A 20,517-nucleotide genomic window follows, 5' to 3' on the forward strand; every position below is an offset into this window, starting at 1 on the left:
GTTCTTTATTCTGAGAGCCATTTGGCTGCATCTTTTGCATGATACGTAATGATGAGCTCTGCTCCTGCACGTTTCATGCTTGTCAGCATTTCAAGAACAAGCTCTTTTTCAGAAATCCAGCCATTTTGAGCAGCGGCTTTGACCATTGCATATTCTCCGCTCACATTGTAAGCAACAACAGGGAGTGTAAATTCATTTTTGACATCACGCATAATATCTAAATAAGAAAGGGATGGTTTGACAATGAGGAAATCAGCCCCCTCTTCTACATCAGACTGCGCTTCTCTGAGTGCCTCTAAACGGTTTGCAGGGTCCATTTGGTATGTTTTACGATCTCCAAACTGCGGTGTGCTATGCGCCGCGTCACGAAACGGACCGTAAAAAGCACTTGCATATTTCACAGCATATGACATGACAGGTACATGAATAAAGCCAGCTTCATCAAGTGCCTCACGAATGGCCACAACAAATCCATCCATCATATTGGAAGGAGCAATGATATCTGCACCTGCGCGCGCTTGGCTAACAGCTGTTTTCGCTAAAAGCTGAAGAGATTCATCATTTAAAATTTCACCATCTTCAACGATGCCGCAATGTCCATGATCTGTATATTGGCATAAGCAAGTGTCTGCAATGACCACAAGTTCTGGGAAATGCTTTTTGATCTCAAGCGTCGCTCTTTGAACAATGCCATGGTCGTGATACGCCTCACTGCCCACATGGTCTTTATGATCTGGAACACCAAATACAATAATTGATTTGATGCCTAGGTCGACAAGTTCTTGGACTTCTTCTTTTACAAGGTCCACTGAAATGTGATAAACACCCGGCATTGAAGGGACTTCTTTTCGGACATTTTCTCCCTCTACAAAAAAGATCGGATAAATGAAATCAGATGGTCTTAAAAAGGTTTCTCTGACTAATTCTCTCATTCCTGCGCTTGTCCGCAGTCTGCGGTGTCTGTTAAATTTCATCATTGGTTCAACTTCCTTTCAGATAAACGGCACATCAATTCAAGCATTCCGTCTACCGTATAAGTATCTGGGGTTTCAGAAGAAATCCCGTATTGAAGCAGTGCCTCTTTTGTCAGAGGACCGATCGTCACAAAACAGGTGCCAGAAGCAGCCAGCTTCGCTGCATCTGCCTCCATGGCATGCATAAATGAATGGACAGTGGATGAGCTCGTAAATGTAATAAAATCAAATGATTGCTTCGTCATCGCCGTTTTGAGAGCGGCAATACCTTCCTCATCCTTGACGGTTTCATATAAAATCCATTCCTTTACTTCTATGCCAAGCGGAATGAGGGTTTTCTTCACGACATCTCGAGACAGGTGTCCTTTTGCTACAAACACACGCTCTCCCGGACGCACATGGTCAAGTAACGCATCTGCGAGCTCTTCCGCTATGAATCGTTCTGGTACCACATCCACCTTCAAGCCGTGCTGCTCAAGATAGGCAGAGGTTTTCTCACCTACAGCAGCCACTTTCAAATGCGATAAACTCTTATGTAAATGATGGTCCTTTATGTAGCTCAGAAAAAAAGACGCACCATTCACACTCGTGAAAACAAGCCATTGGCTATTTTCTAAGTCCTTTAAAAAGGCCTGCGCTTTTTCTTTTGTGAGCGTAGGCTCAAACCGAATAAGAGAGGTTAAAACAGCATGGCCGTTCAGCTCTTCAATCTTTTGCTGAAACACACCCGCTTGACGTTCATTTCGAGTGACAAGCACCGTCTGTCCGTGAAGCGATTTGCCTATGGTCATTGGGAGGACAGATCCTTTTTCACCTTGTCGATTAAATCTTTTGCTCCCTTATCAGCCATCTGCTTCGCACATGCTGTCCCAATTGCCTCAGGGTCAGTGCCTGATACAGTTTCTCGAATAATCGTGTGTCCGTCAGCAGATGCCACAAGACCCGTCAGTTCAATTTCATCACGCTCATTCATCGTTGCATAGCCAGCGATCGGCACCTGACAGCTGCCATCCATTTGTTTGAGGAAGGCTCTTTCAGCGAGAACCGTTTTCTTCGTATATTCATTCGTAAATTGAGCGAGGAGCTGCAATAGCTCTTCATCATCCCCGCGGCACTCAATCGACAAAGCGCCTTGGCCAACGGCGGGCAGGCAAGTCTCAGGAGATAAAAATTCCGACACAACCTCTTTGCTCCATCCCATTCTGGACAGCCCAGCAGCCGCTAGAATAATGGCATCATATTCTTCATTTTTCAGCTTTTCCAATCTTGTATCAATGTTTCCTCGAATCCATTTAATTTCAAGATCTGGTCTTTCCTGAAGAAGCTGGGCACTGCGCCGTAAGCTGCTTGTTCCCACAATAGCACCCTTCGGCAGTTCATGAAGACGCAGATGATCCTTCGAAATAAGAGCGTCCCTTACATCTTCACGCTCAGGAATACAGCCAATGACTAAACCTTCAGGAAGAGCAGCCGGCATATCCTTCATACTGTGAACCGCCATATCGATGTCATGATTCAGCATCGCCTGTTCAATTTCTTTGACAAACAGTCCTTTTCCGCCAACCTTTGATAAGGTCACATCTAAAATTTGATCACCCTTTGTCACAATCTCTTTTATTTCAAAAGAATAAGAAGGGTTTAGTTCAGACAGCTTTTGAATAACCCATTTTGTTTGTGTAATTGCAAGCTTACTTCTTCTAGAACCTACTTTAATTGTACGCAATACGTCTTCCTCCCGACAATGCCCTTTAGACTCATCATTATTTATTGAAACCAATGAAAGGTTGATAAGCTACCAAGCAGAAAATAATTGATCATCAGCACAATGAATGAACCGACATTCCACAGTGCCACGATTTTGCCCTGCATATTTCTCACCAATCTGATATATAAGTAAAAGCCGTATAAAAACAGCATAATAAACGAACCAAGCACCTTTGCATCTGTCCAGTACAACGTATCATACGAAATATATGCCCAAATGATGCCAAGAATCAAACTAAGCAAGAGCATTGGCACACCAATAATGTTTAATACGTACGCCATATGATCAAGCTTCGATAAATCTTCAATTCTCAGAAGCCATTTTCCCCATTTTTTCTTTTTCAGCAAACGATATTGAAAGAGATAGAGAAGGGAGAAAGCAAATGAAAGTGAAAAAGCACCGTATGATAAAATCGCCATCGTAATATGAATCACAAGCAGTTCACTCGTCAGCTTCCCCGTTAGTTCTGCTGAGTGGAGATCAGATGGTGTAAAGGTGTGAATCGCCATCATGGAAAAACCGATGACATTTGTAAAAAAGACAATAAATTCAACACGCAATACTTTTGTGAGAACAAGTGAAAGTGTCACAAGCACCCACGTATAAAAATATAAACCCTCTGCTACATTCAACACAGGGAATCGGTCTGTTTCCATCATAATATAGAACATGTAGACTGTTTGCAGCAGCCAGACAATAGAAAGCAACCAGAAAGCCATTTTTCCAGCCTTCCGGTTGTGTTGAAGAAAATCTATGAAATAGAACAAGACACTTAGTGCATAGATCAAGGTCGTCGCTTCGCCTAGTCTCGCTACAATGGATTCCATCATCGCTTAATCACTCACTGGCAACTGTAGCAAAGCCTTGTGCCATATTTGGTTTGAACAGCTGAAATGACCCTTGCTCCACCTGTACAGGCTCCACCTTTTGCTCTTCATCTTCAACCTGTAAATCAAAGATTTCTTTGAAGAGTAAAAGTTTTTCCTCTGCATTCGGCTCCGCGGCAATTTCTTTTGCCTTTAAGATAGGATCTTTCAGCATTTGATTAATAATGCTTTTCGTATGTTTATTTAATAGCTTCATTTCACGGTGTGTGAGGTTCGGAAGCTTTCGTTCAATACTCTGCATCGTATCCGCTTGAATCGTCAGCGCCTTTTCTCTAAGTGCAGAAATGACAGGAACCACACCAAGCGTATTCAGCCATTGCTTAAATTCCACAATTTCTGCTTCAATGAGGAGCTCAACCTGCTCAGCCACCGCACGACGCTCTTTTAAGTTGGCTGCCACGATGCCCTCAAGGTCATCAATGTCATACAAAAAAGCACCTTCTACTTCAGAAATGGCTGGATCTAAATCACGGGGCACAGCAATATCCACCATAAATAGAGGTCTGCCCTTCCGCTTTTTATTCGCACTTTCGACCATTTCCTTTGTAATGACAAATTGTTTCGCACCAGTGGAGCTAATTAAAATGTCCGCTTCGGATAATGTTTTTTCCAATTGGTTTAAGCTTTTAGGCTCTCCTGAAAAACGACCCGCCAATTCTTTTGCTTTCTCATACGTTCGATTGATGACCGTTACTTGACCAATCCCTTGACCTTGAAGGTTTTGAGCCGCTAGTTCGCCCATTTTACCCGCACCAAGAATCAGGACATGTTTATCAGAAAGACGTCCAAAGATTTTTTTCGCAAGCTCGACAGCTGCATAGCTGACAGACACGGCATTAGACGCAATGTCTGTTTCCGCATGAGAGCGTTTTGCAACGGTGACCGCCTGTTTAAATAAATAATTGAAAACGGTACCAATGGTCTTCTCCTCTTGAGCTACTTTAAAGCTAGAGCGCACTTGACCAAGTATTTGTGTTTCGCCAATCACCATGGAATCAAGTCCACAGGCCACACGGAATAAATGCTCAACCGCTCCATCATTTTCATAGAACTTCAAATAAGGAGAGACATCTTCTTTTTCTAAACCGAACCAATCGGCTAAAAATCTTTTTATATAAAACCGTCCAGTATGAAGCTGATCTACCACTGCGTAGATCTCTGTTCGATTACATGTTGAGATGACGATATTCTCTAGAATGCTTTTTTCTTCTTTAAGCTTGGACATCGCTGTTCCGAGCTCGCTCGGTTCAAAGCTCAGCTGTTCCCGTATCTCAACAGGGGCTGTTTTATAATCTAAACCCACAACAAGAATATGCATAACTTCAGCTTGCACCCCCAACGCCCTGTCTAATTTATAATAATTACAATATAGAATTTATTATTTATAATGATTATAACATATATTCATTTTTAACTGGATGAAAATTGTGAACAGATTTCAAAAATGTTGTGATATAGTAGAAAAATGTTCGACACTAATTATGCCATATCATCACTTCAAGCAATTTACCAGATTTGGCGCGTGCGGACAAATGATCTGCTTAAAAGAAGGTGACATCTTTGAAGAAAAAATCCATTTTGCTGCCGCTCACTTTGCTGGCTGTAGCGCTATATGCCATTCTCTCAGGAGGTCAATTTGACATTTGGAAGGATCAAGAGAAATGGTATACACTCATACTGCTTTTTGGCCTCGCTTTCTTATATCAAGGAAAGAAGGAGCAAGAAAGCGCTCATGTGTTTATCGGTATGCTTATGACGGGCCTTTCGCTACACTTTATTCTTCAACCAAAATTAGACCACTGGCCAGACACATTTACAATGATCGTATTCATCGTTGGACTTGCACTCTTTATGAAATCATCTCAGAAAAAAGAATATCGTATTGAAAGTGTTGTTCTCATTGCACTCGGTCTGTTCCTTTATTTCTTTCAGCAAATTACAAAACAGCTAAGTTCCCTTTCGATCCCTACTTCCGGTTTTGAATTGTACTGGCCTTATGTACTGATTGCTGTCAGTCTCCTCTTATTATTTTTAAAAAGGAAATAACTTATACAATAAAAAGGCATCTGTCCATGACAGATGCCTTTTCTTTTAGCTGTTAATCTTCGCAAGGATGGCATTCCAGGCTTCGTCTTTTCCCTTTTTCGTTTCAGAAGAGAACAGGACTAGTTCATCTGATGGGTCAATGTCGAGTGTCTGTTTGACGACTTTCGCATGTTTTTCCCATTTGCCTTTTGGAATTTTGTCCGCCTTTGTTGCGATGACGATTACGGGAACTCCGTAATATTTCAGAAATTCATACATGTTCACATCATCTACTGATGGCTTATGACGCAGGTCCACAATTTGGACGACTGCTTTTAATTCTTCACGCATTGTAATATACGTTTCGATCATTCTACCCCAGGCTTCGCGCTCTGTCTTTGATACTTTAGCAAAGCCGTAGCCTGGAACGTCCACAAAATGGAGCATATCATTGATGATGTAGAAATTAAGCGTTTGAGTCTTACCTGGTTTAGAAGACGTACGCGCTAAATTTTTACGATTAATCAATGAGTTGATGAACGAGGACTTCCCAACATTTGATCGTCCAGCAAGAGCGATTTCAGGCAGTCCCCCGCTCGGGTACTGCTCTGGTTTTACCGCACTAATGACGATATCTGATTTTGTTACTTTCATCTTCCCTCTCCTACCAACGCTTTCTCAAGCACCTCATCTAAATGTGAGACCGGAATAAAGGTTAGTCCTTCTCTCACACTTTCAGGAATATCATCAATATCCTTCTCATTGTCCTTTGGAAGAATAATGGTTTTCAGTCCTGCGCGATGTGCGCCTAATGCTTTTTCTTTTAGTCCGCCAATTGGAAGCACTCTTCCTCTTAACGTAATCTCTCCTGTCATACCAACCTCTTTTGACACAGGTCGTCCTGTGAGTGCTGATACAAGAGCCGTCGCAATGGTGATACCAGCTGATGGCCCGTCCTTTGGAACCGCACCCTCTGGAACATGGATATGAATATCATGCTTTTCATTAAAATTAGGATCAATGTTCAGTTCATCTGCTTTCGAACGAATATAACTGAATGCCGCCTGTGCAGATTCTCTCATGACATCACCAAGCTTACCTGTTAACAAGAGCTTGCCTTTACCCGGTGATAGTGATACCTCAATCGACAAGGTGTCTCCGCCAACAGTGGTATACGCAAGTCCTGTGACAACCCCCACTTGGTCTGTCGTTTCAGCCTGGCCATAACGGTAAAGTCTTTTTCCGAGAAATTCAGATAAGTTCTTTTCCGTCACCGTGATGCGTTTGCGGTCTTCAGCCACAATCGCTCTTGCCGCTTTACGGCATATTGCCGCAAGCTGACGCTCTAATCCACGAACACCCGCTTCTCTTGTGTAATAGCGAATGGTATCATAAATCGCTGCTTCACGAAGCTGCAAGTTCCCTTTCTTTAATCCGTGCTCCTTTAGCTGCTTCGGCAGAAGGTGATCTTTCACAATTTCTGCTTTTTCAACCTCTGTATACCCTGCAATCGTGATAATCTCCATTCTATCACGAAGTGGACCTGGAATGGTTGCTAAATTGTTGGCAGTGGCAATAAATAGCACCTGAGACAAATCAAATGTTTCTTCAATATAGTGATCGCTAAAGTTATGATTTTGCTCTGGGTCTAAGACTTCGAGCATCGCTGAAGATGGATCACCTCTAAAATCAGAGGACATCTTATCGATTTCATCTAAAAGGAACACCGGATTCATCGTTCCTGCCTTGCTCATTCCGCGAATGATACGGCCTGGCATCGCACCTACATACGTTCTTCTATGTCCACGAATCTCAGACTCATCGCGCACACCGCCAAGGGAGATCCGGATAAACTTTCGGTCAAGTGATTTGGCAATGGATTTGGCAAGTGACGTTTTCCCTACCCCAGGAGGTCCTGCTAAGCAAAGAATCGGTCCTTTTAATGAATTGGTCAGCTTCTGTACAGCAAGATATTCAAGCACCCGTTCTTTGACCTTTTCCAGCCCATGATGCTCATCATCTAAAATTTCACTTGCAAGCTTTAAATCTAGACGATCTTCTGTATAGATGCCCCATGGAAGATTGATCAGCCAATCAATATAATTTCGAATCACAGAGCTCTCAGCAGAGCTTGAAGGAATTTTTTCATAACGATTCAATTCTTTGAGCGCTGTTTCACGAACAGAATCCGGCATGCTCGACTCTTCGATTTTAGACATTAAAGAACTGACTTCGCCAGTTTTCCCTTCCTTGTCTCCAAGCTCCTTTTGAATGGCTTTCATTTGTTCACGCAAATAATATTCTTTTTGCGTTCGTTCCATTGAACGTTTCACGCGCTGCCCGATTTTCTTTTCAATCTCGAGTACTTCTTTTTCATTGTGTATTAAGCTGATGACCCGGTTCAGCCGTTTTTTGACATCCACTGTTTCCAGTACTTCTTGTTTGTCCTTTAATTTGAGCGGCAGGTGAGAAGCGACGATATCTGCCATTCTCCCTGGTTCCTCAATATCCGTCACTGTTGCATATGTTTCAGCTGAGATTTTTTTTGAAATTTTTATGTATTGATCAAAGTGATCTAACAATGTACGCATGAGTGCTTCTGCTTCTGCGTCCTTTAAATCTTCTTCTGCCAATTCTTTTATGTCGACGGACGTATAGTCCTCCAGCTCTACGTATGATTCGATCTGCGCTCGATTCAAGCCTTCAACGAGTACACGAATCGTTCCATTTGGCAGCTTCAGCATTTGTTTAATTTTTGTGTAGGTGCCGACTTTGAAAATTTCCTCTTCACCTGGTTCATCTATTGAAATTTCCCGCTGTGTTGCTAGAAAAATCATATGATCGTTCATCATCGCCTGTTCTAATGCTTGAACAGACTTCTCGCGTCCAACGTCCAAATGCAAGACCATTGTTGGATAAACAAGTAAACCTCGCAATGGAAGGAGCGGAACATTCTTTTTGATTTCATCTGCCATGTTGATTGACACCTCCGTCACTAGTATGAATCATTATAATATACCTGTTTCAGTCTTGTACAATGTAAAAGACTTGAGAAATGTTGATCTTACCGTAGTATACCCTTTCTTTTTATCATGAAAAAGAAAAAAAGATCTATTTCACTAAAAAATCCCCATATGTGATGGGGATTAAACAGATTTTCTTTTCATTTCGTCTTCTAGTCCATCTTTCTTCTCGTCTGGCGGGTTGACCAAACACTGATCCAGCACTTCTTGGAAGTGCTTCACAGGCACAATGGTGACCCCTTCAATCTCTTTTAAGATCGACTGCTGGTTGTCATAAGGAATAATGACGGTTGTGGCACCAGCTTGTTTCGCTGCCTTAATCTTCGGTATCACACCGCCGATCGGCTTCACCTGACCCTGCAATCCGATTTCACCCGTCATGGCAGTCAGATGATCGATCGGGATTTGATGTATGGCTGAGAAGATCGCGGTCGCCATGGCAATCCCAGCAGACGGTCCATCAATAGGGGCACCGCCTGGAAAATTAATATGGATGTCATATTCATTTGTCCGAATGCCTAAATTTCGAAGCACCGTTAATACATTTTCAACTGACCCTTTGGCCATACTTTTTCGTCTAATGGATTTCGACTGATTGCCAATGCTTTCTTCTTCTGCAATGCCTGTAATGTTGATACTGCCTTTTTCAAGCGCCTTACAGATATTCACTTCAATCTCAAGCAGGGCGCCGCTGTTTGGTCCATAAACGGCCAGTCCATTGACTACCCCCACTTTTGGCTTTTCTGGTACTTTTTGTTCATATCTTGGTGTCAGCTGGCTTGAATGAATGACCCATTCTACATCTTCGATCGTGATGTCTTTTCGGTTTTCCGTGACAGCCATACCAGCGGCAATCTGCACCATGTTGACCGCTTCACGTCCATTTTTCACATAGGATGTTAAAAGGTTCAGCCCTTCATCACTTAATTCCTTTTGAATTTTTTGGACAGCCTTGGCAGCGACGATTTTCAGTTCATGCTGGTCAAGGTCCTTAAAGAAAATTTCCAGACACCTTGACCGGATCGCTGGTGGAATTTCGTCAGGCGTTCTTGTCGTGGCACCAATCAATCGAAAATCGGCCGGAAGCCCATTTTGGAAAATATCATGAATGTGATTTGGGATTTGGGTATTTTCTTCACTGTAGTAGGCACTGTCTAAAAAGACTTTCCGATCTTCAAGCACTTTGAGCATTTTGTTCATTTGGATCGGATGCAGCTCGCCAATTTCATCGATAAACAGAACCCCGCCATGAGCATGTGTGACGGCTCCTTGTTTTGGCTGCGGAATGCCTGCCTGTCCCATTGCTCCAGCCCCTTGGTAAATCGGGTCATGCACGGAACCAATGAGCGGGTCTGCGATGCCTCGTTCATCGAATCTCGCGGTTGTGGCATCGAGCTCTACAAAGACCGCATCTTTCTTAAACGGTGAATCAGCGTGACGCTTCGCTTCTTCCATCACAAGACGGGCAGCGGCTGTTTTACCGACTCCCGGTGGTCCGTAGACGATGACATGCTGAGGATTCGGCCCGCATAGTGCCGCTTTTAGTGCACGAATGCCGTCTTCCTGCCCTACAATATCTTGAAACCCCTTTGGCCGGACTCTCTCTGATAAAGGTTCACTCAGCTTGATTGACCGCATCTTTCTGAGTGCTTCCATTTCTTTCTTTGACTCTTTGTCTATCGTCACCTTTTGTGTGCGCTGATTTCGCAGTAAGTTCCAAAAGTACAGCCCGATGACGATACCAAAGAACAGCTGTATGAATAATACGATTCCTGTCCAGCTCAATCGGTGCTCCCTCCTTCATCTATCGTATGTATTGGTTTCTGTCTGCTAGTATTTCCTAGAGCTGGACGGAATAAACACAACTTCCACGATAAATAAAAAACTCCTGAATCAAAAAGATTCAGGAGTGAGACTACCCTTATGCAGATGTTTTCGTATCTTTATTGACGACTGTGCCGTCCTTTAACACAAGACGCGGCGACTCGCCATCGGCAACCGTTGCACCAGTGATCACACATTTTTCAATATCATCACGTGATGGAAGGTCAAACATCACATCAAGCATGATGCCTTCAATGATTGAACGTAGACCACGAGCTCCTGTTTTACGCTCAATTGCTTTTTTCGCAATTTCGCTAAGAGCATCTTCTTCAAACTCAAGCTCTACATCATCAAGCTCAAGCATTTTTGTATACTGCTTAACGAGCGCATTCTTAGGCTTCGTCAAGATCTCTACAAGTGCTTTTTCATCTAACGGCTCTAGGCTTGCAATAACCGGTAGACGACCGATGAATTCCGGGATTAAACCGAAGCGAAGCAAGTCTTCTGGGAGTACTTTTGATAGAAGGACTTCTTTTTCAAGATCTTCGATTTTATTTTCCGCACCGAATCCAATGACTTTTTGACCTAGGCGGCGTTTGATGATTTGCTCAATGCCGTCAAAGGCTCCACCACAAATAAAGAGGATATTTGTTGTATCGATTTGAATGAATTCTTGATGAGGATGCTTACGTCCACCTTGAGGCGGTACACTAGCGACAGTTCCTTCAAGAATTTTCAATAGTGCTTGCTGAACACCTTCCCCAGATACATCACGAGTGATAGAAGGGTTTTCTGATTTTCTTGCTACTTTATCGATTTCATCGATGTAGATAATGCCTTTTTCCGCTTTTTCTACATCATAATCGGCTGCTTGGATCAGCTTTAGTAAAATATTCTCTACGTCTTCACCAACATAACCTGCTTCAGTTAATGATGTTGCATCTGCAATCGCAAATGGCACATTTAAAATACGAGCAAGCGTTTGAGCAAGTAAAGTTTTACCGCTTCCTGTTGGCCCAATCATAGAGATATTACTTTTTGAAAGCTCAACATCATCAATCTTGCTGTTGGAATTGATACGTTTGTAGTGGTTATACACCGCTACAGCTAAGGATTTCTTCGCATTTTCTTGTCCGATGACATATTCATCAAGAATCTCCCGAATTTCATGAGGCTTCGGAACATCCTTGAATTCAACTTCTTCCTCAGTGCCGAGCTCTTCTTCAACTATTTCCGTGCAAAGCTCGATACATTCATCACATATATATACGCCAGGTCCTGCGACCAGTTTACGCACTTGATCTTGCGTTTTTCCGCAAAACGAGCATTTTAATTGACCTTTTTCCTCGTTGAATTTAAACATTCTTTCACCCCTTATTCTTCTTCACTTGCCTGTAGCTAACAGTCAGCTACCTTTCTGGGTCCAGTATGTATGCATTTTACCATACTTTCCTAAAAGACGGTAATGATGTGTTTCTAACACTGCACATTGAGATATGTATAACAGAAAGATGCGACTTACACTATCGTTTCCAAAAGAAGCGATGATAAGTCAAAAATTGTACAAAACAAGGCACGAGTCACTCGCGCCCTGTTTTATTATTATGCACCATATTAACGGTTTTCTACAAGAAAATCAATTGCTTTGCGAACTTTTAGATCTTCTTTCATTGCGTCAGTAGATCCGATCGCTTGTTTGATATTTTCAATTGGCATGTTGTATGCTTCAGCCATTTTTGAAAGTTCTTCTTCTACTTCTTCATCAGACACTTGTAAGTTTTCTGCAGCAGCAATTGCTTCAAGTGTTAGGTTAGATTTCACGCGTTTAGCAGCATCTTCTTTCATTTGCTCTTTCAGCGCATTTTCATCTTGTCCTGAGAATTGGAAGTAAAGCTCAAGGTTCATTCCTTGCATTTGAAGGCGTTGTTCGAATTCTTTCATCATACGGTCTAGCTCTGTGTCAACCATCGCTTGAGGGATGTCAACTTCCGCATTTTCTGAAGCTTTCTCCACTAGCTCTTCACGAAGTTTACCTTCTGCTTCGTTTTCTTTCGCTTCTTCAAGACGTTTCTTCGTTTTTTCAGTTAGTTCAGCAAGAGTTTCTACTTCTTCATCAGCATCTTTCGCGAACTCATCGTCAAGTGCTGGAAGTTCTTTTGCTTTGATTTCGTGAATTTTCACTTTGAATACAGCTGGTTTACCTGCAAGGTCTTCAGCATGATATTCTTCTGGGAAAGTGACTTCTACGTCTTTTTCAGCGCCTGCTTCAAGACCAACTAACTGCTCTTCGAAACCAGGGATGAATGAACCTGAACCTACTTCAAGAGAGTAGTTTTCAGCTTTTCCGCCTTCGAATGCTTCTCCATCAACGAATCCTTCGAAATCAAGCACAACTGTATCGCCGTTTTCGATTGCGCCTTCTTCTTTGACAACAAGCTCAGCTTGACGGTTTTGCATGCCTTTTAACTCTTCTTGTACATCTTCATCAGTGACAGTAGCGTCGTCTTTTTCTACGTTAAGACCTTTGTAGTCACCAAGTTTCACTTCAGGCTTCACTGTTACTTTTGCAGTGAAGATTAAGCTTTCGCCTTTTTCGATTTTCTCAACATCGATTTCAGGGCGGTCAACTGGCTCGATACCAGCTTCGTCGATTGCTTTTGGATATTCAACTGGAAGAAGAATATCTAATGCATCTTGATAAAGAGATTCTACACCAAAACGCTGTTCGAAAAGACCACGTGGTACTTTCCCTTTACGGAATCCAGGGATCGATACTTGCTTGACAACCTTCTTAAACGCATCATCAAGTGCTTTGTTAAATGTTTCAGCATCAACTTCTACAGTTAGGACGCCTTCGTTACCTTCTTGTTTTTCCCATTTTACTGACATGTGTGTTTCCCTCCAAAAATCTATTCAGATTGTGCGTTGTTACATTCTAAAGCATCATAAAGACTTCGTCCAATCAAAAACCACGCACGCCGCTCAAGAAGCGGTATTATGTATACAACATTTGACTTGATTATACATATCGTCTTTCAACCGTTGGAATCTACAACTGCACGATATATGCACAAATACAACCATTATATTATAACATAACAAGTCCGTCTTTCAACTAAATCGACAAATTACAAATAAGAAATTTCTTCAATATCTTTCAGCATTGTGCAAGCTTCTCTCAGCTCTCGTTCATTAAATTCATACAATAGATGCAATTCTTCGAGGTCAATCTCAATCCCGTGCATTTCATAGCCGACTTTATGAAGTGCTGCTGCCCAAAGATTCGGATCTGTGTATTTAGGAAGAAATGGATAAAGGACAAATAAGTGCCGGCGCCATAACTCTTCCACGCCTTGGTAAAGGGTTGGGTTCTCATTGCCGAGTGTGTCATCGAGCTTACGAAGGACTTGCTGAAGTAGCGGCATCTGCTCTGGCTTAACAGCCTCAGAAGGAACAAGCGTTAAAGAATCACCGAATTTCGTCACATGAACCGGCTTTGCCACATCATGATCTGACAGAAGCTGCAGGATTAATGATTTGACCAAAGGGTTTCCATCAGGCTTTTGTAAGATCGTATTTAATAGACCCATGTGTGGTGTGATGTTCCGGTCTTTCAACGAATGGATGAACTGCACCTGCTCTTCTGGCCGCTCAAGCATATCATCTATATTGATTTCGCCGCCGTCCTCCTCATCTTCATCTAAAATCTGTTCAGGCGATTCAATCATTTTTCTACTAAATTCGAGCAGCTTGTAAAAATGCTCCGCGCTTTCTGCTGGAAGGTGGTTTTCCTCAAGTACTGCCTCAATTGTCTGCTTCACTTCTTCATATTCTTTCAGCTGAATTAAAATCGTCATATACACTTGAAGCACGGTGAAGTAATGACCATATCCCTCATGCAGCATCTTTTCACAAACACGCTTTGCATCCTGCAGCTCGCCCAGCTCCAGAAAACAAATGGCCATGCCGAGGTGAATATCGGATTCTTCATCGTCATCATAAGATTTCGCTTCTGAAAACAAGTGAAGCGCCTCTTGATACTGTTTATCTTTTAATGCTGCCATTCCTTTTTCAATCAGTCTTTCTTTCAGACCAGGAAACAAAATGACATTATCTTTCTTCTTGTCATGTTTCATGCTTACGTTCCTTTCGGGCGCATATTTTTTATCAGTTTACCAACGAAGGTTAGTAAACACAAGTAACGAGAGGTTTTCATGCAAAAAAGAAGCCGTCACACCTCGGGCGGACGGCTTCTTGTTGTTTACGCACGCAGCCAGCTGCTGCGCTTATCTTCAAATGCTTGAATGTCATCTTCTAGTAGTAAAGTTAATGAGATCTCATCATAGCCATTCAGGAGCATTTCTCTCCAGTGAGGATCCACATCAAAAGGAGTGATATTCCCTTCATGATCTTCTATTTGCTGTTTTTCCAGATCAACCGTCATCTCATACCCTTTGTTCTCATATGACGCAGCGAATGTTTTCCACACATCATAATCAAGACGAATCGGAAGCATCCCATTTTTAAAGCAGTTTTGGTGAAAAATATCTGCGAATGATGGTGCGATGACAATTTTGAAACCATAATCATCAAGTGCCCAAGGGGCATGTTCCCTTGATGATCCGCAGCCAAAGTTTTCTCCTGCGATCAAAATGGATGCTCCTTCATAAATCGGCTGATTCAGCTCGAAATCAGGATTTGGGCTGCCATCGGCTAAATACCGCCAGTCGAAAAAGGCAAACCGGCCATATCCTGTTCGTTCAATTCTTTTCAAAAATTGCTTCGGAATAATTTGATCTGTATCTACGTTGATACGGTTAAGCACAGCGGCTTTCCCTTTGTGTGTGACTAAAGGCTCCATCTATGACAACTCCTTACACGACTGTTTTCTCTTGATTAAACTTCCTGACATCGACAAATCGGCCATGTATTGCAGCCATTGCAGCCATTGCCGGGCTGACAAGATGCGTTCTCGCACCTTTTCCTTGACGTCCCTCAAAGTTACGGTTTGATGTGGATGCGCAGCGTTCGCCTTCTGGTACCACATCGTTATTCATGCTAAGACACATACTGCAGCCAGATTCTCTCCATTCAAATCCTGCTTCAAGGAAGATTTCATGAAGACCTTCTTCTTCTGCTTGCAATTTGACGCTTTGAGAGCCAGGCACGACAATCGCTCTGACATGATCAGCTACCTTTTGTCCTTCTATCATAGAAGCTGCTTGGCGTAAATCAGTCATTCTTGAGTTTGTACATGAGCCGATAAACACATGCTCAATCGTAATATCTTCAATACGCTGATGCGGATGAACACCCATGTATTCGTACGCACGAATCGCTTCTTTTTGATCATCCTCTTGTGCAAAATCCTCAGGTCCTGGGATCGACGCATCTACAGGCAGCACCATTCCTGGGTTAATTCCCCATGTGACCATTGGTGAAATCTCATTCCCATCTAAAACAATCGTTTTATCATAGGTTGCACCTGGATCTGTTTTAAGTTCTTCCCATTCTTTAATCGCTGCTTCGAAGTCTTCTCCCTGCGGTGCATATTTGCGGCCGCGGCAATATTCAAAGGTGACTTCATCAGGTGCAATCAATCCTGCTCTTGCGCCTGCTTCAATCGACATATTACAAACCGTCATGCGTTCATCCATCGTCATGTTTCTGAATACTTCCCCAGTGTATTCAATCACATAACCTGATCCGAACTTCACGCCATGCGCACCAATGACTGCTAAAATGACATCTTTGGCCGTTACCCCTTTTTGCAGCTTTCCGTCTACTCTAATTTCTAATGTTTTCGGACGCTGCTGCCAAAGCGTTTGTGTGGAAAGTACATGTTCAACCTCACTTGTACCGATTCCAAAAGCAAGTGCGCCAAACGCGCCATGAGTTGATGTATGACTATCTCCGCAAACGATTGTTTTCCCTGGCAGTGTCAACCCAAGCTCCGGTCCAACAACATGGACGATCCCTTGATCTACACTGTGAAGGTCAGCTAGACGGACGCCAAATTCAGCACAGTTGCGCTCTAGAGCACTCACTTGTTTTTTAGCAATCTCATCTTTGATCACAAATCGATTCACAGTCGGGATATTGTGATCCATGGTCGCAAACGTGTTTTGAGGTCTTCTCACCTTTCGTCCTTTTTGTCTTAATCCTTCAAATGCTTGAGGTGATGTCACTTCATGCACTAAGTGCAGATCAATATATAAAAGGTCTGGTTTCCCCTCGCCGCTTTTGACAACGTGCTGATCCCATATTTTTTCGATGATTGTTCGAGGCATAACCCTTTTCCTCCCTCTACCTAATTCCACAAGATTCTATTTATACAATTGTTTTCACGCGCTGCTTGAGTGCGTCTACAACTGCATGAGTGATTTCTTCAGTTGTTTGATACGTTCCCTCTTTTGCCGATAAGTCCTTTGTTCGTTTGCCAGAGGCAAGAACAGCTTCCACAGCTTCTTCTATTGCAGCCGCTTCTTCTTCTAACTCAAAAGATGTTCTAAGCAAGCTAGCTGCCGACAAAATGGTTGCTAGAGGGTTTGCGACGTTTTGCCCCGCAATATCGGGTGCTGAACCATGAATCGGCTCATATAAATGGAGGCCAGTACTTGATAGACTGGCAGATGGCAGCATACCGAGTGACCCAGTAATCATTGAAGCCTCGTCACTTAAAATGTCACCAAACATATTCTCTGTCACAATGACATCAAATTGAGCAGGCTTATAAATCAGCTGCATGGCGGCATTATCAACGAGCATGTGCTCATATTCGACGTCTGGATATTGAGAAGCCACTTCTTCTACCGCATCCCGCCATAGTTTACTAGAAGCAAGAACATTCGCTTTATCCACAGACGTTACTTTTTTCCTTCTCGTTAAGGCCATGTCGAATGCTTCTTTTAATACACGGACAATCTCTTGCTTTGTATAAAGAAGCGTATCAACCGCAGCTTCTTTTCCTTCTTCATCCGTGTAACGCTCGCTTGGTTCACCAAAATAGAGACCGCCTGTTAATTCACGAACGATGACAAAATCGACTCCGCTAATGTGATCCTGTTTTAACGGTGACGCCTCGCTTAAGCTATCGAACACTTTGACAGGACGAATGTTTGCAAATAAGTCCAGTTGTTTACGAATAGCGAGCAAGCCTTTTTCCGGACGAAGCTCTGGCGGGTTTTGATCCCATTTTGGTCCGCCGACTGCTCCTAATAAAATCGCATCAGCGCTCTTGCATACATCAACCGTTTCTTTTGGGAGCGGATTGTTTTTTTCATCTATTGCGATACCGCCAATGAGCGCCGTTTCGAATTCGAATTCGTGTTGAAATTGAGCCGCTGTCTCTTTGAGGACAGCGACCGCTGATGTCACAACTTCCGGTCCGATTCCATCGCCGGGCAAAAGTGCAATTTTCTTTTTCATGAGAACCTACCTCCTTTCCTATGAAATCGCGTGATGTTTCTCAATTTCAATGAGATTTGATTTAAAGATTAAATGCCTGTTTACTGCATTGACGTAGGCTTTCGCCGATGCTTCCAGCACATCTTGCGCCACACCGCGTCCAGCTGTTTCTTTTCCTTCTATTGAAACAGTGACATATACTTCCGCTAGTGCATCTCTGCCTTTTCCATTCGATTGAATACGGTAGTCTAGCAAATGAATTCTTTCCTCCATACAGCGCTCCAGCGTGTTGTACACAGCTTCTACACTGCCTGCGCCTGTAGCTGCTTCTTGAATGACTTCCTGCGTTTCTTGATTTTTCAGAGAGACCGTTGCTGTTGGCATTTGTTCTGTCCCATAGTGCACTTGAAGACTTTCAAATTCGTAGCCAATTTTTCGGTCTGCTACTTTTTCTTCTAATATAATAGAGATCAAATCATCATCAGTGATTTCTTTTTTCTTCTCCGTCAAGTTCTTGAAGGTTTCGAAGAACTTATTGATTTCTTCTTCTGTTAGTTTAAAGCCTAGCGTTTTCATACGGTCTTTAAACGCATGTCTTCCGGAGTGTTTCCCAAGGACAAGTACATCTGTTGTCACACCGACAAGCTCTGGAGATATGATTTCATAGGTTGTTTTTTCTTTGAGGAAACCATCTTGGTGAATACCTGATTCATGTGCAAAAGCGTTGTTGCCAACGACTGCTTTATTGCGCGGCACAATCATTCCTGAGTATTTGCTCACTACATCACTTGTACGCTTAATTTCATTCAATTGAATCGTTGATTCGACCTGGTAGAAGTCTTTTCGAATATGAAGAGCGACTGCAATTTCTTCTAAAGCGGCATTCCCTGCACGTTCTCCAATTCCGTTAACAGCTGTTTCAATTTGATTTGCTCCATTTTCAATGGCTGCAAGTGAGTTTGCTACAGCCATTCCTAGATCATCATGACAGTGAGCAGACAAATTGACGCGGTCGATATTTGGAACGTGTTCCTTCATATATTTAAAGATATTGCCGTACTCTTTTGGCGCTAAGTATCCAACTGTATCTGGCAAGTTAATGACACTTGCCCCAGCGTCAATGACCTTCTCTACAATTTCTGCTAAGAAAGCTAGATCTGTACGACACGCATCTTCTGCGGACCACTGGACAACCGGAAAACGTTCTTTCGCGTATTTCACCATTGAGACAGCCTGTTCTACGACTTCTTCACGTGTTTTCTTTAGTTTATGCTTCAGATGAATATCAGAAGTAGCGATAAAGATATGAATTCTTGGTTCCACTCCATCTTTTAACGCTTCCCATGCAGCATCGATGTCACCTTTCACACATCGTGCAAGACCAGCAACTGAACAGTTTTTGATCGTTCTAGCAATTTCTTGTACGCCTAAGAAATCCCCTCGGGATGAAGCGGGAAAACCCGCTTCAATGATATTAACCCCAAGGCGCTCAAGCTGCTTTGCAATGATTAGCTTTTCTTGTGCATTTAAGTTCACTCCTGGTGATTGCTCTCCATCTCGAAGTGTTGTGTCAAAAAAATTAATTTTCCGCACCGACGCTCACCGCTTCCTTTTTCTTTCCTTGTTTGACGAAAGGCATCATTTCACGAAGCTTTCTTCCGACGATTTCAATTTGGTGCTCATTTTCATTTGCATTGATCGCATTGAAACGTGGACGATTCACTTGGTTTTCAACAATCCATTCTTTTGCAAATGTTCCGTTTTGGATATCAGTCAAGACGGCTTTCATAGATTCTTTTACGTTTGCATCCACAACGCGTGGTCCTGATACGAAGTCACCCCATTGTGCTGTATCAGAGATTGAATATCTCATGCCTTCTAATCCTTCTTCATACATTAGGTCAACAATTAATTTCAGTTCATGCAGACACTCGAAGTATGCAAGCTCTGGCTGATAACCAGCTTCTGTTAACGTTTCGAAACCTGCTTTCACTAGTGAAGTAAGACCCCCGCAAAGGACCGCTTGCTCACCGAATAGATCCGTTTCCGTTTCTTCTTTAAATGTTGTTTCAAGGACGCCTGCTCTTGCTCCGCCGATTGCTTTTGCATAAGCAAGTGCTTTGTCTTTCGCTTGGCCAGATACATCTTGATAGATAGCAAATAGGGCAGGTACACCAGCGCCTTGTTCATATGTTCTTCTCACAAGATGTCCTGGACCTTTTGGAGCCACAAGATACACATCTACGTCACTTGGAGGAACAATTTGATGGAAGTGAACGTTGAATCCGTGTGCGAAAACAAGTGAGTTGCCTGCTTCTAATTGATCTTTGATTTCTTCGTCATATACTTTCTTTTGCTGCTCATCTGGCAGTAGTACCATGACGACATCTGCTTGTGCTGCCGCTTCTTTTACTGTGAATACTTGATGGCCGTCTTCTTGTGCTTTTGTATAAGATCCGCCTTTTCTCACGCCGACGATCACATCTACGCCGCTTTCTTTTAAGTTCAATGCATGTGCATGACCTTGTGATCCATACCCAATGATAGCAACCTTTTGACCATTTAATACGTTTTCTTGAATATCACCGTTATAATATACTTTTACCATTTGA

17 protein-coding genes are annotated in these 20,517 nt (G+C 42.7%); 1 reads left to right on the forward strand and 16 read right to left on the reverse strand.

The window, feature by feature from the left end:
• Positions 1-5: 5 nt before the first annotated feature.
• Genes hemB through hemA form a run of 5 tightly spaced genes read right to left on the reverse strand, consistent with a single transcriptional unit; the run spans position 6 to position 4,944 of the window.
• A complete protein-coding gene (gene hemB / locus C6Y06_RS11860) occupies positions 6-977 on the reverse strand; it encodes a porphobilinogen synthase (RefSeq protein ID WP_034661673.1) in 972 nt (323 codons plus the stop codon).
• A complete protein-coding gene (locus C6Y06_RS11865; RefSeq protein ID WP_060596893.1) occupies positions 974-1,765 on the reverse strand; it encodes a uroporphyrinogen-III synthase in 792 nt (263 codons plus the stop codon). The genes hemB and C6Y06_RS11865 overlap by 4 nt, the downstream gene beginning before the upstream one ends.
• Positions 1,762-2,697: a hydroxymethylbilane synthase gene (gene hemC / locus C6Y06_RS11870; protein ID WP_066030588.1), complete on the reverse strand. Its 936-nt coding sequence runs from the start codon at positions 2,695-2,697 to the stop codon at positions 1,762-1,764. Before hemC ends, C6Y06_RS11865 begins: the two co-directional genes overlap by 4 nt.
• 41 nt (positions 2,698-2,738) lie before the next feature.
• The gene (locus tag C6Y06_RS11875) at positions 2,739-3,569 is read right to left on the reverse strand and encodes a cytochrome c biogenesis protein (protein WP_034661681.1); all 831 of its coding nucleotides are present in this window, start codon (positions 3,567-3,569) and stop codon (positions 2,739-2,741) included.
• A gap of 7 nt (positions 3,570-3,576) precedes the next feature.
• The gene (gene hemA, locus C6Y06_RS11880) at positions 3,577-4,944 is read right to left on the reverse strand and encodes a glutamyl-tRNA reductase (RefSeq protein WP_012010780.1); all 1,368 of its coding nucleotides are present in this window, start codon (positions 4,942-4,944) and stop codon (positions 3,577-3,579) included.
• A 242-nt stretch (positions 4,945-5,186) separates the two neighbouring features.
• Here hemA and C6Y06_RS11885 point away from each other — a divergent pair, with 242 nt between their 5' ends.
• On the forward strand, positions 5,187-5,672 hold the full coding sequence (locus tag C6Y06_RS11885) for a hypothetical protein (RefSeq protein ID WP_060596895.1): 486 nt from the start codon (positions 5,187-5,189) through the stop codon (positions 5,670-5,672).
• 45 nt (positions 5,673-5,717) lie between these two features.
• Here C6Y06_RS11885 and yihA read toward each other — a convergent pair whose 3' ends face one another.
• The 11 genes from yihA to ilvC all read right to left on the reverse strand — a co-directional run bounded on the left by yihA (position 5,718) and on the right by ilvC (position 20,513).
• Positions 5,718-6,305 carry a ribosome biogenesis GTP-binding protein YihA/YsxC gene (yihA, locus tag C6Y06_RS11890; protein WP_034661689.1) on the reverse strand — a complete coding sequence of 196 codons (588 nt, stop codon included), beginning with the start codon at positions 6,303-6,305 and terminating at the stop codon, positions 5,718-5,720.
• Positions 6,302-8,626, reverse strand: coding sequence for an endopeptidase La (gene lon / locus C6Y06_RS11895; protein WP_060596896.1), 2,325 nt, complete (start codon positions 8,624-8,626; stop codon positions 6,302-6,304). Before lon ends, yihA begins: the two co-directional genes overlap by 4 nt.
• Positions 8,627-8,797: 171 nt before the next feature.
• Positions 8,798-10,459, reverse strand: a complete 1,662-nt coding sequence (gene lonB, locus C6Y06_RS11900) for an ATP-dependent protease LonB (RefSeq protein WP_012010784.1) — start codon at positions 10,457-10,459, stop codon at positions 8,798-8,800.
• 136 nt (positions 10,460-10,595) lie between these two features.
• Positions 10,596-11,861 carry an ATP-dependent protease ATP-binding subunit ClpX gene (gene clpX / locus C6Y06_RS11905; protein WP_012010785.1) on the reverse strand — a complete coding sequence of 422 codons (1,266 nt, stop codon included), beginning with the start codon at positions 11,859-11,861 and terminating at the stop codon, positions 10,596-10,598.
• 251 nt (positions 11,862-12,112) lie between these two features.
• Positions 12,113-13,387, reverse strand: a complete 1,275-nt coding sequence (gene tig / locus C6Y06_RS11910) for a trigger factor (RefSeq protein WP_060596897.1) — start codon at positions 13,385-13,387, stop codon at positions 12,113-12,115.
• 239 nt (positions 13,388-13,626) lie between these two features.
• Positions 13,627-14,634: a DNA damage checkpoint antagonist DdcA gene (gene ddcA / locus C6Y06_RS11915; RefSeq protein ID WP_060596898.1), complete on the reverse strand. Its 1,008-nt coding sequence runs from the start codon at positions 14,632-14,634 to the stop codon at positions 13,627-13,629.
• Positions 14,635-14,759: 125 nt separating this feature from the next.
• On the reverse strand, positions 14,760-15,359 hold the full coding sequence (gene leuD, locus C6Y06_RS11920; RefSeq protein ID WP_060596899.1) for a 3-isopropylmalate dehydratase small subunit: 600 nt from the start codon (positions 15,357-15,359) through the stop codon (positions 14,760-14,762).
• A 13-nt stretch (positions 15,360-15,372) separates the two neighbouring features.
• Positions 15,373-16,788 (reverse strand): 3-isopropylmalate dehydratase large subunit, encoded by a 1,416-nt coding sequence (gene leuC / locus C6Y06_RS11925; RefSeq protein ID WP_034661700.1) that lies wholly within the window; start codon positions 16,786-16,788, stop codon positions 15,373-15,375.
• A 40-nt stretch (positions 16,789-16,828) separates the two neighbouring features.
• Positions 16,829-17,926: a 3-isopropylmalate dehydrogenase gene (gene leuB / locus C6Y06_RS11930; RefSeq protein WP_106036933.1), complete on the reverse strand. Its 1,098-nt coding sequence runs from the start codon at positions 17,924-17,926 to the stop codon at positions 16,829-16,831.
• An 18-nt stretch (positions 17,927-17,944) separates the two neighbouring features.
• The gene (locus C6Y06_RS11935) at positions 17,945-19,498 is read right to left on the reverse strand and encodes a 2-isopropylmalate synthase (protein ID WP_034661703.1); all 1,554 of its coding nucleotides are present in this window, start codon (positions 19,496-19,498) and stop codon (positions 17,945-17,947) included.
• A complete protein-coding gene (gene ilvC, locus C6Y06_RS11940; protein WP_034661704.1) occupies positions 19,485-20,513 on the reverse strand; it encodes a ketol-acid reductoisomerase in 1,029 nt (342 codons plus the stop codon). Before ilvC ends, C6Y06_RS11935 begins: the two co-directional genes overlap by 14 nt.
• Positions 20,514-20,517: the final 4 nt, after the last annotated feature.

The sequence above is a fragment of the Bacillus sp. MZGC1 genome (assembly GCF_002998605.1).
In the GTDB taxonomy this organism is placed as follows: domain Bacteria; phylum Bacillota; class Bacilli; order Bacillales; family Bacillaceae; genus Bacillus.

Bases quoted from the DNA above. Each gene is read 5' to 3' on its own strand.
- hemB (WP_034661673.1), bottom strand. From the start codon at position 977: ATGATGAAATTTAACAGACACCGCAGACTGCGGACAAGCGCAGGAATG.
- C6Y06_RS11865 (WP_060596893.1), bottom strand. From the start codon at position 1,765: ATGACCATAGGCAAATCGCTTCACGGACAGACGGTGCTTGTCACTCGA.
- C6Y06_RS11875 (WP_034661681.1), bottom strand. From the start codon at position 3,569: ATGATGGAATCCATTGTAGCGAGACTAGGCGAAGCGACGACCTTGATC.
- hemA (WP_012010780.1), bottom strand. From the start codon at position 4,944: ATGCATATTCTTGTTGTGGGTTTAGATTATAAAACAGCCCCTGTTGAG.
- yihA (WP_034661689.1), bottom strand. From the start codon at position 6,305: ATGAAAGTAACAAAATCAGATATCGTCATTAGTGCGGTAAAACCAGAG.
- lon (WP_060596896.1), bottom strand. From the start codon at position 8,626: ATGGCAGATGAAATCAAAAAGAATGTTCCGCTCCTTCCATTGCGAGGT.
- clpX (WP_012010785.1), bottom strand. From the start codon at position 11,861: ATGTTTAAATTCAACGAGGAAAAAGGTCAATTAAAATGCTCGTTTTGC.
- tig (WP_060596897.1), bottom strand. From the start codon at position 13,387: ATGTCAGTAAAATGGGAAAAACAAGAAGGTAACGAAGGCGTCCTAACT.
- ddcA (WP_060596898.1), bottom strand. From the start codon at position 14,634: ATGAAACATGACAAGAAGAAAGATAATGTCATTTTGTTTCCTGGTCTG.
- leuD (WP_060596899.1), bottom strand. From the start codon at position 15,359: ATGGAGCCTTTAGTCACACACAAAGGGAAAGCCGCTGTGCTTAACCGT.
- leuC (WP_034661700.1), bottom strand. From the start codon at position 16,788: ATGCCTCGAACAATCATCGAAAAAATATGGGATCAGCACGTTGTCAAA.
- leuB (WP_106036933.1), bottom strand. From the start codon at position 17,926: ATGAAAAAGAAAATTGCACTTTTGCCCGGCGATGGAATCGGACCGGAA.
- ilvC (WP_034661704.1), bottom strand. From the start codon at position 20,513: ATGGTAAAAGTATATTATAACGGTGATATTCAAGAAAACGTATTAAAT.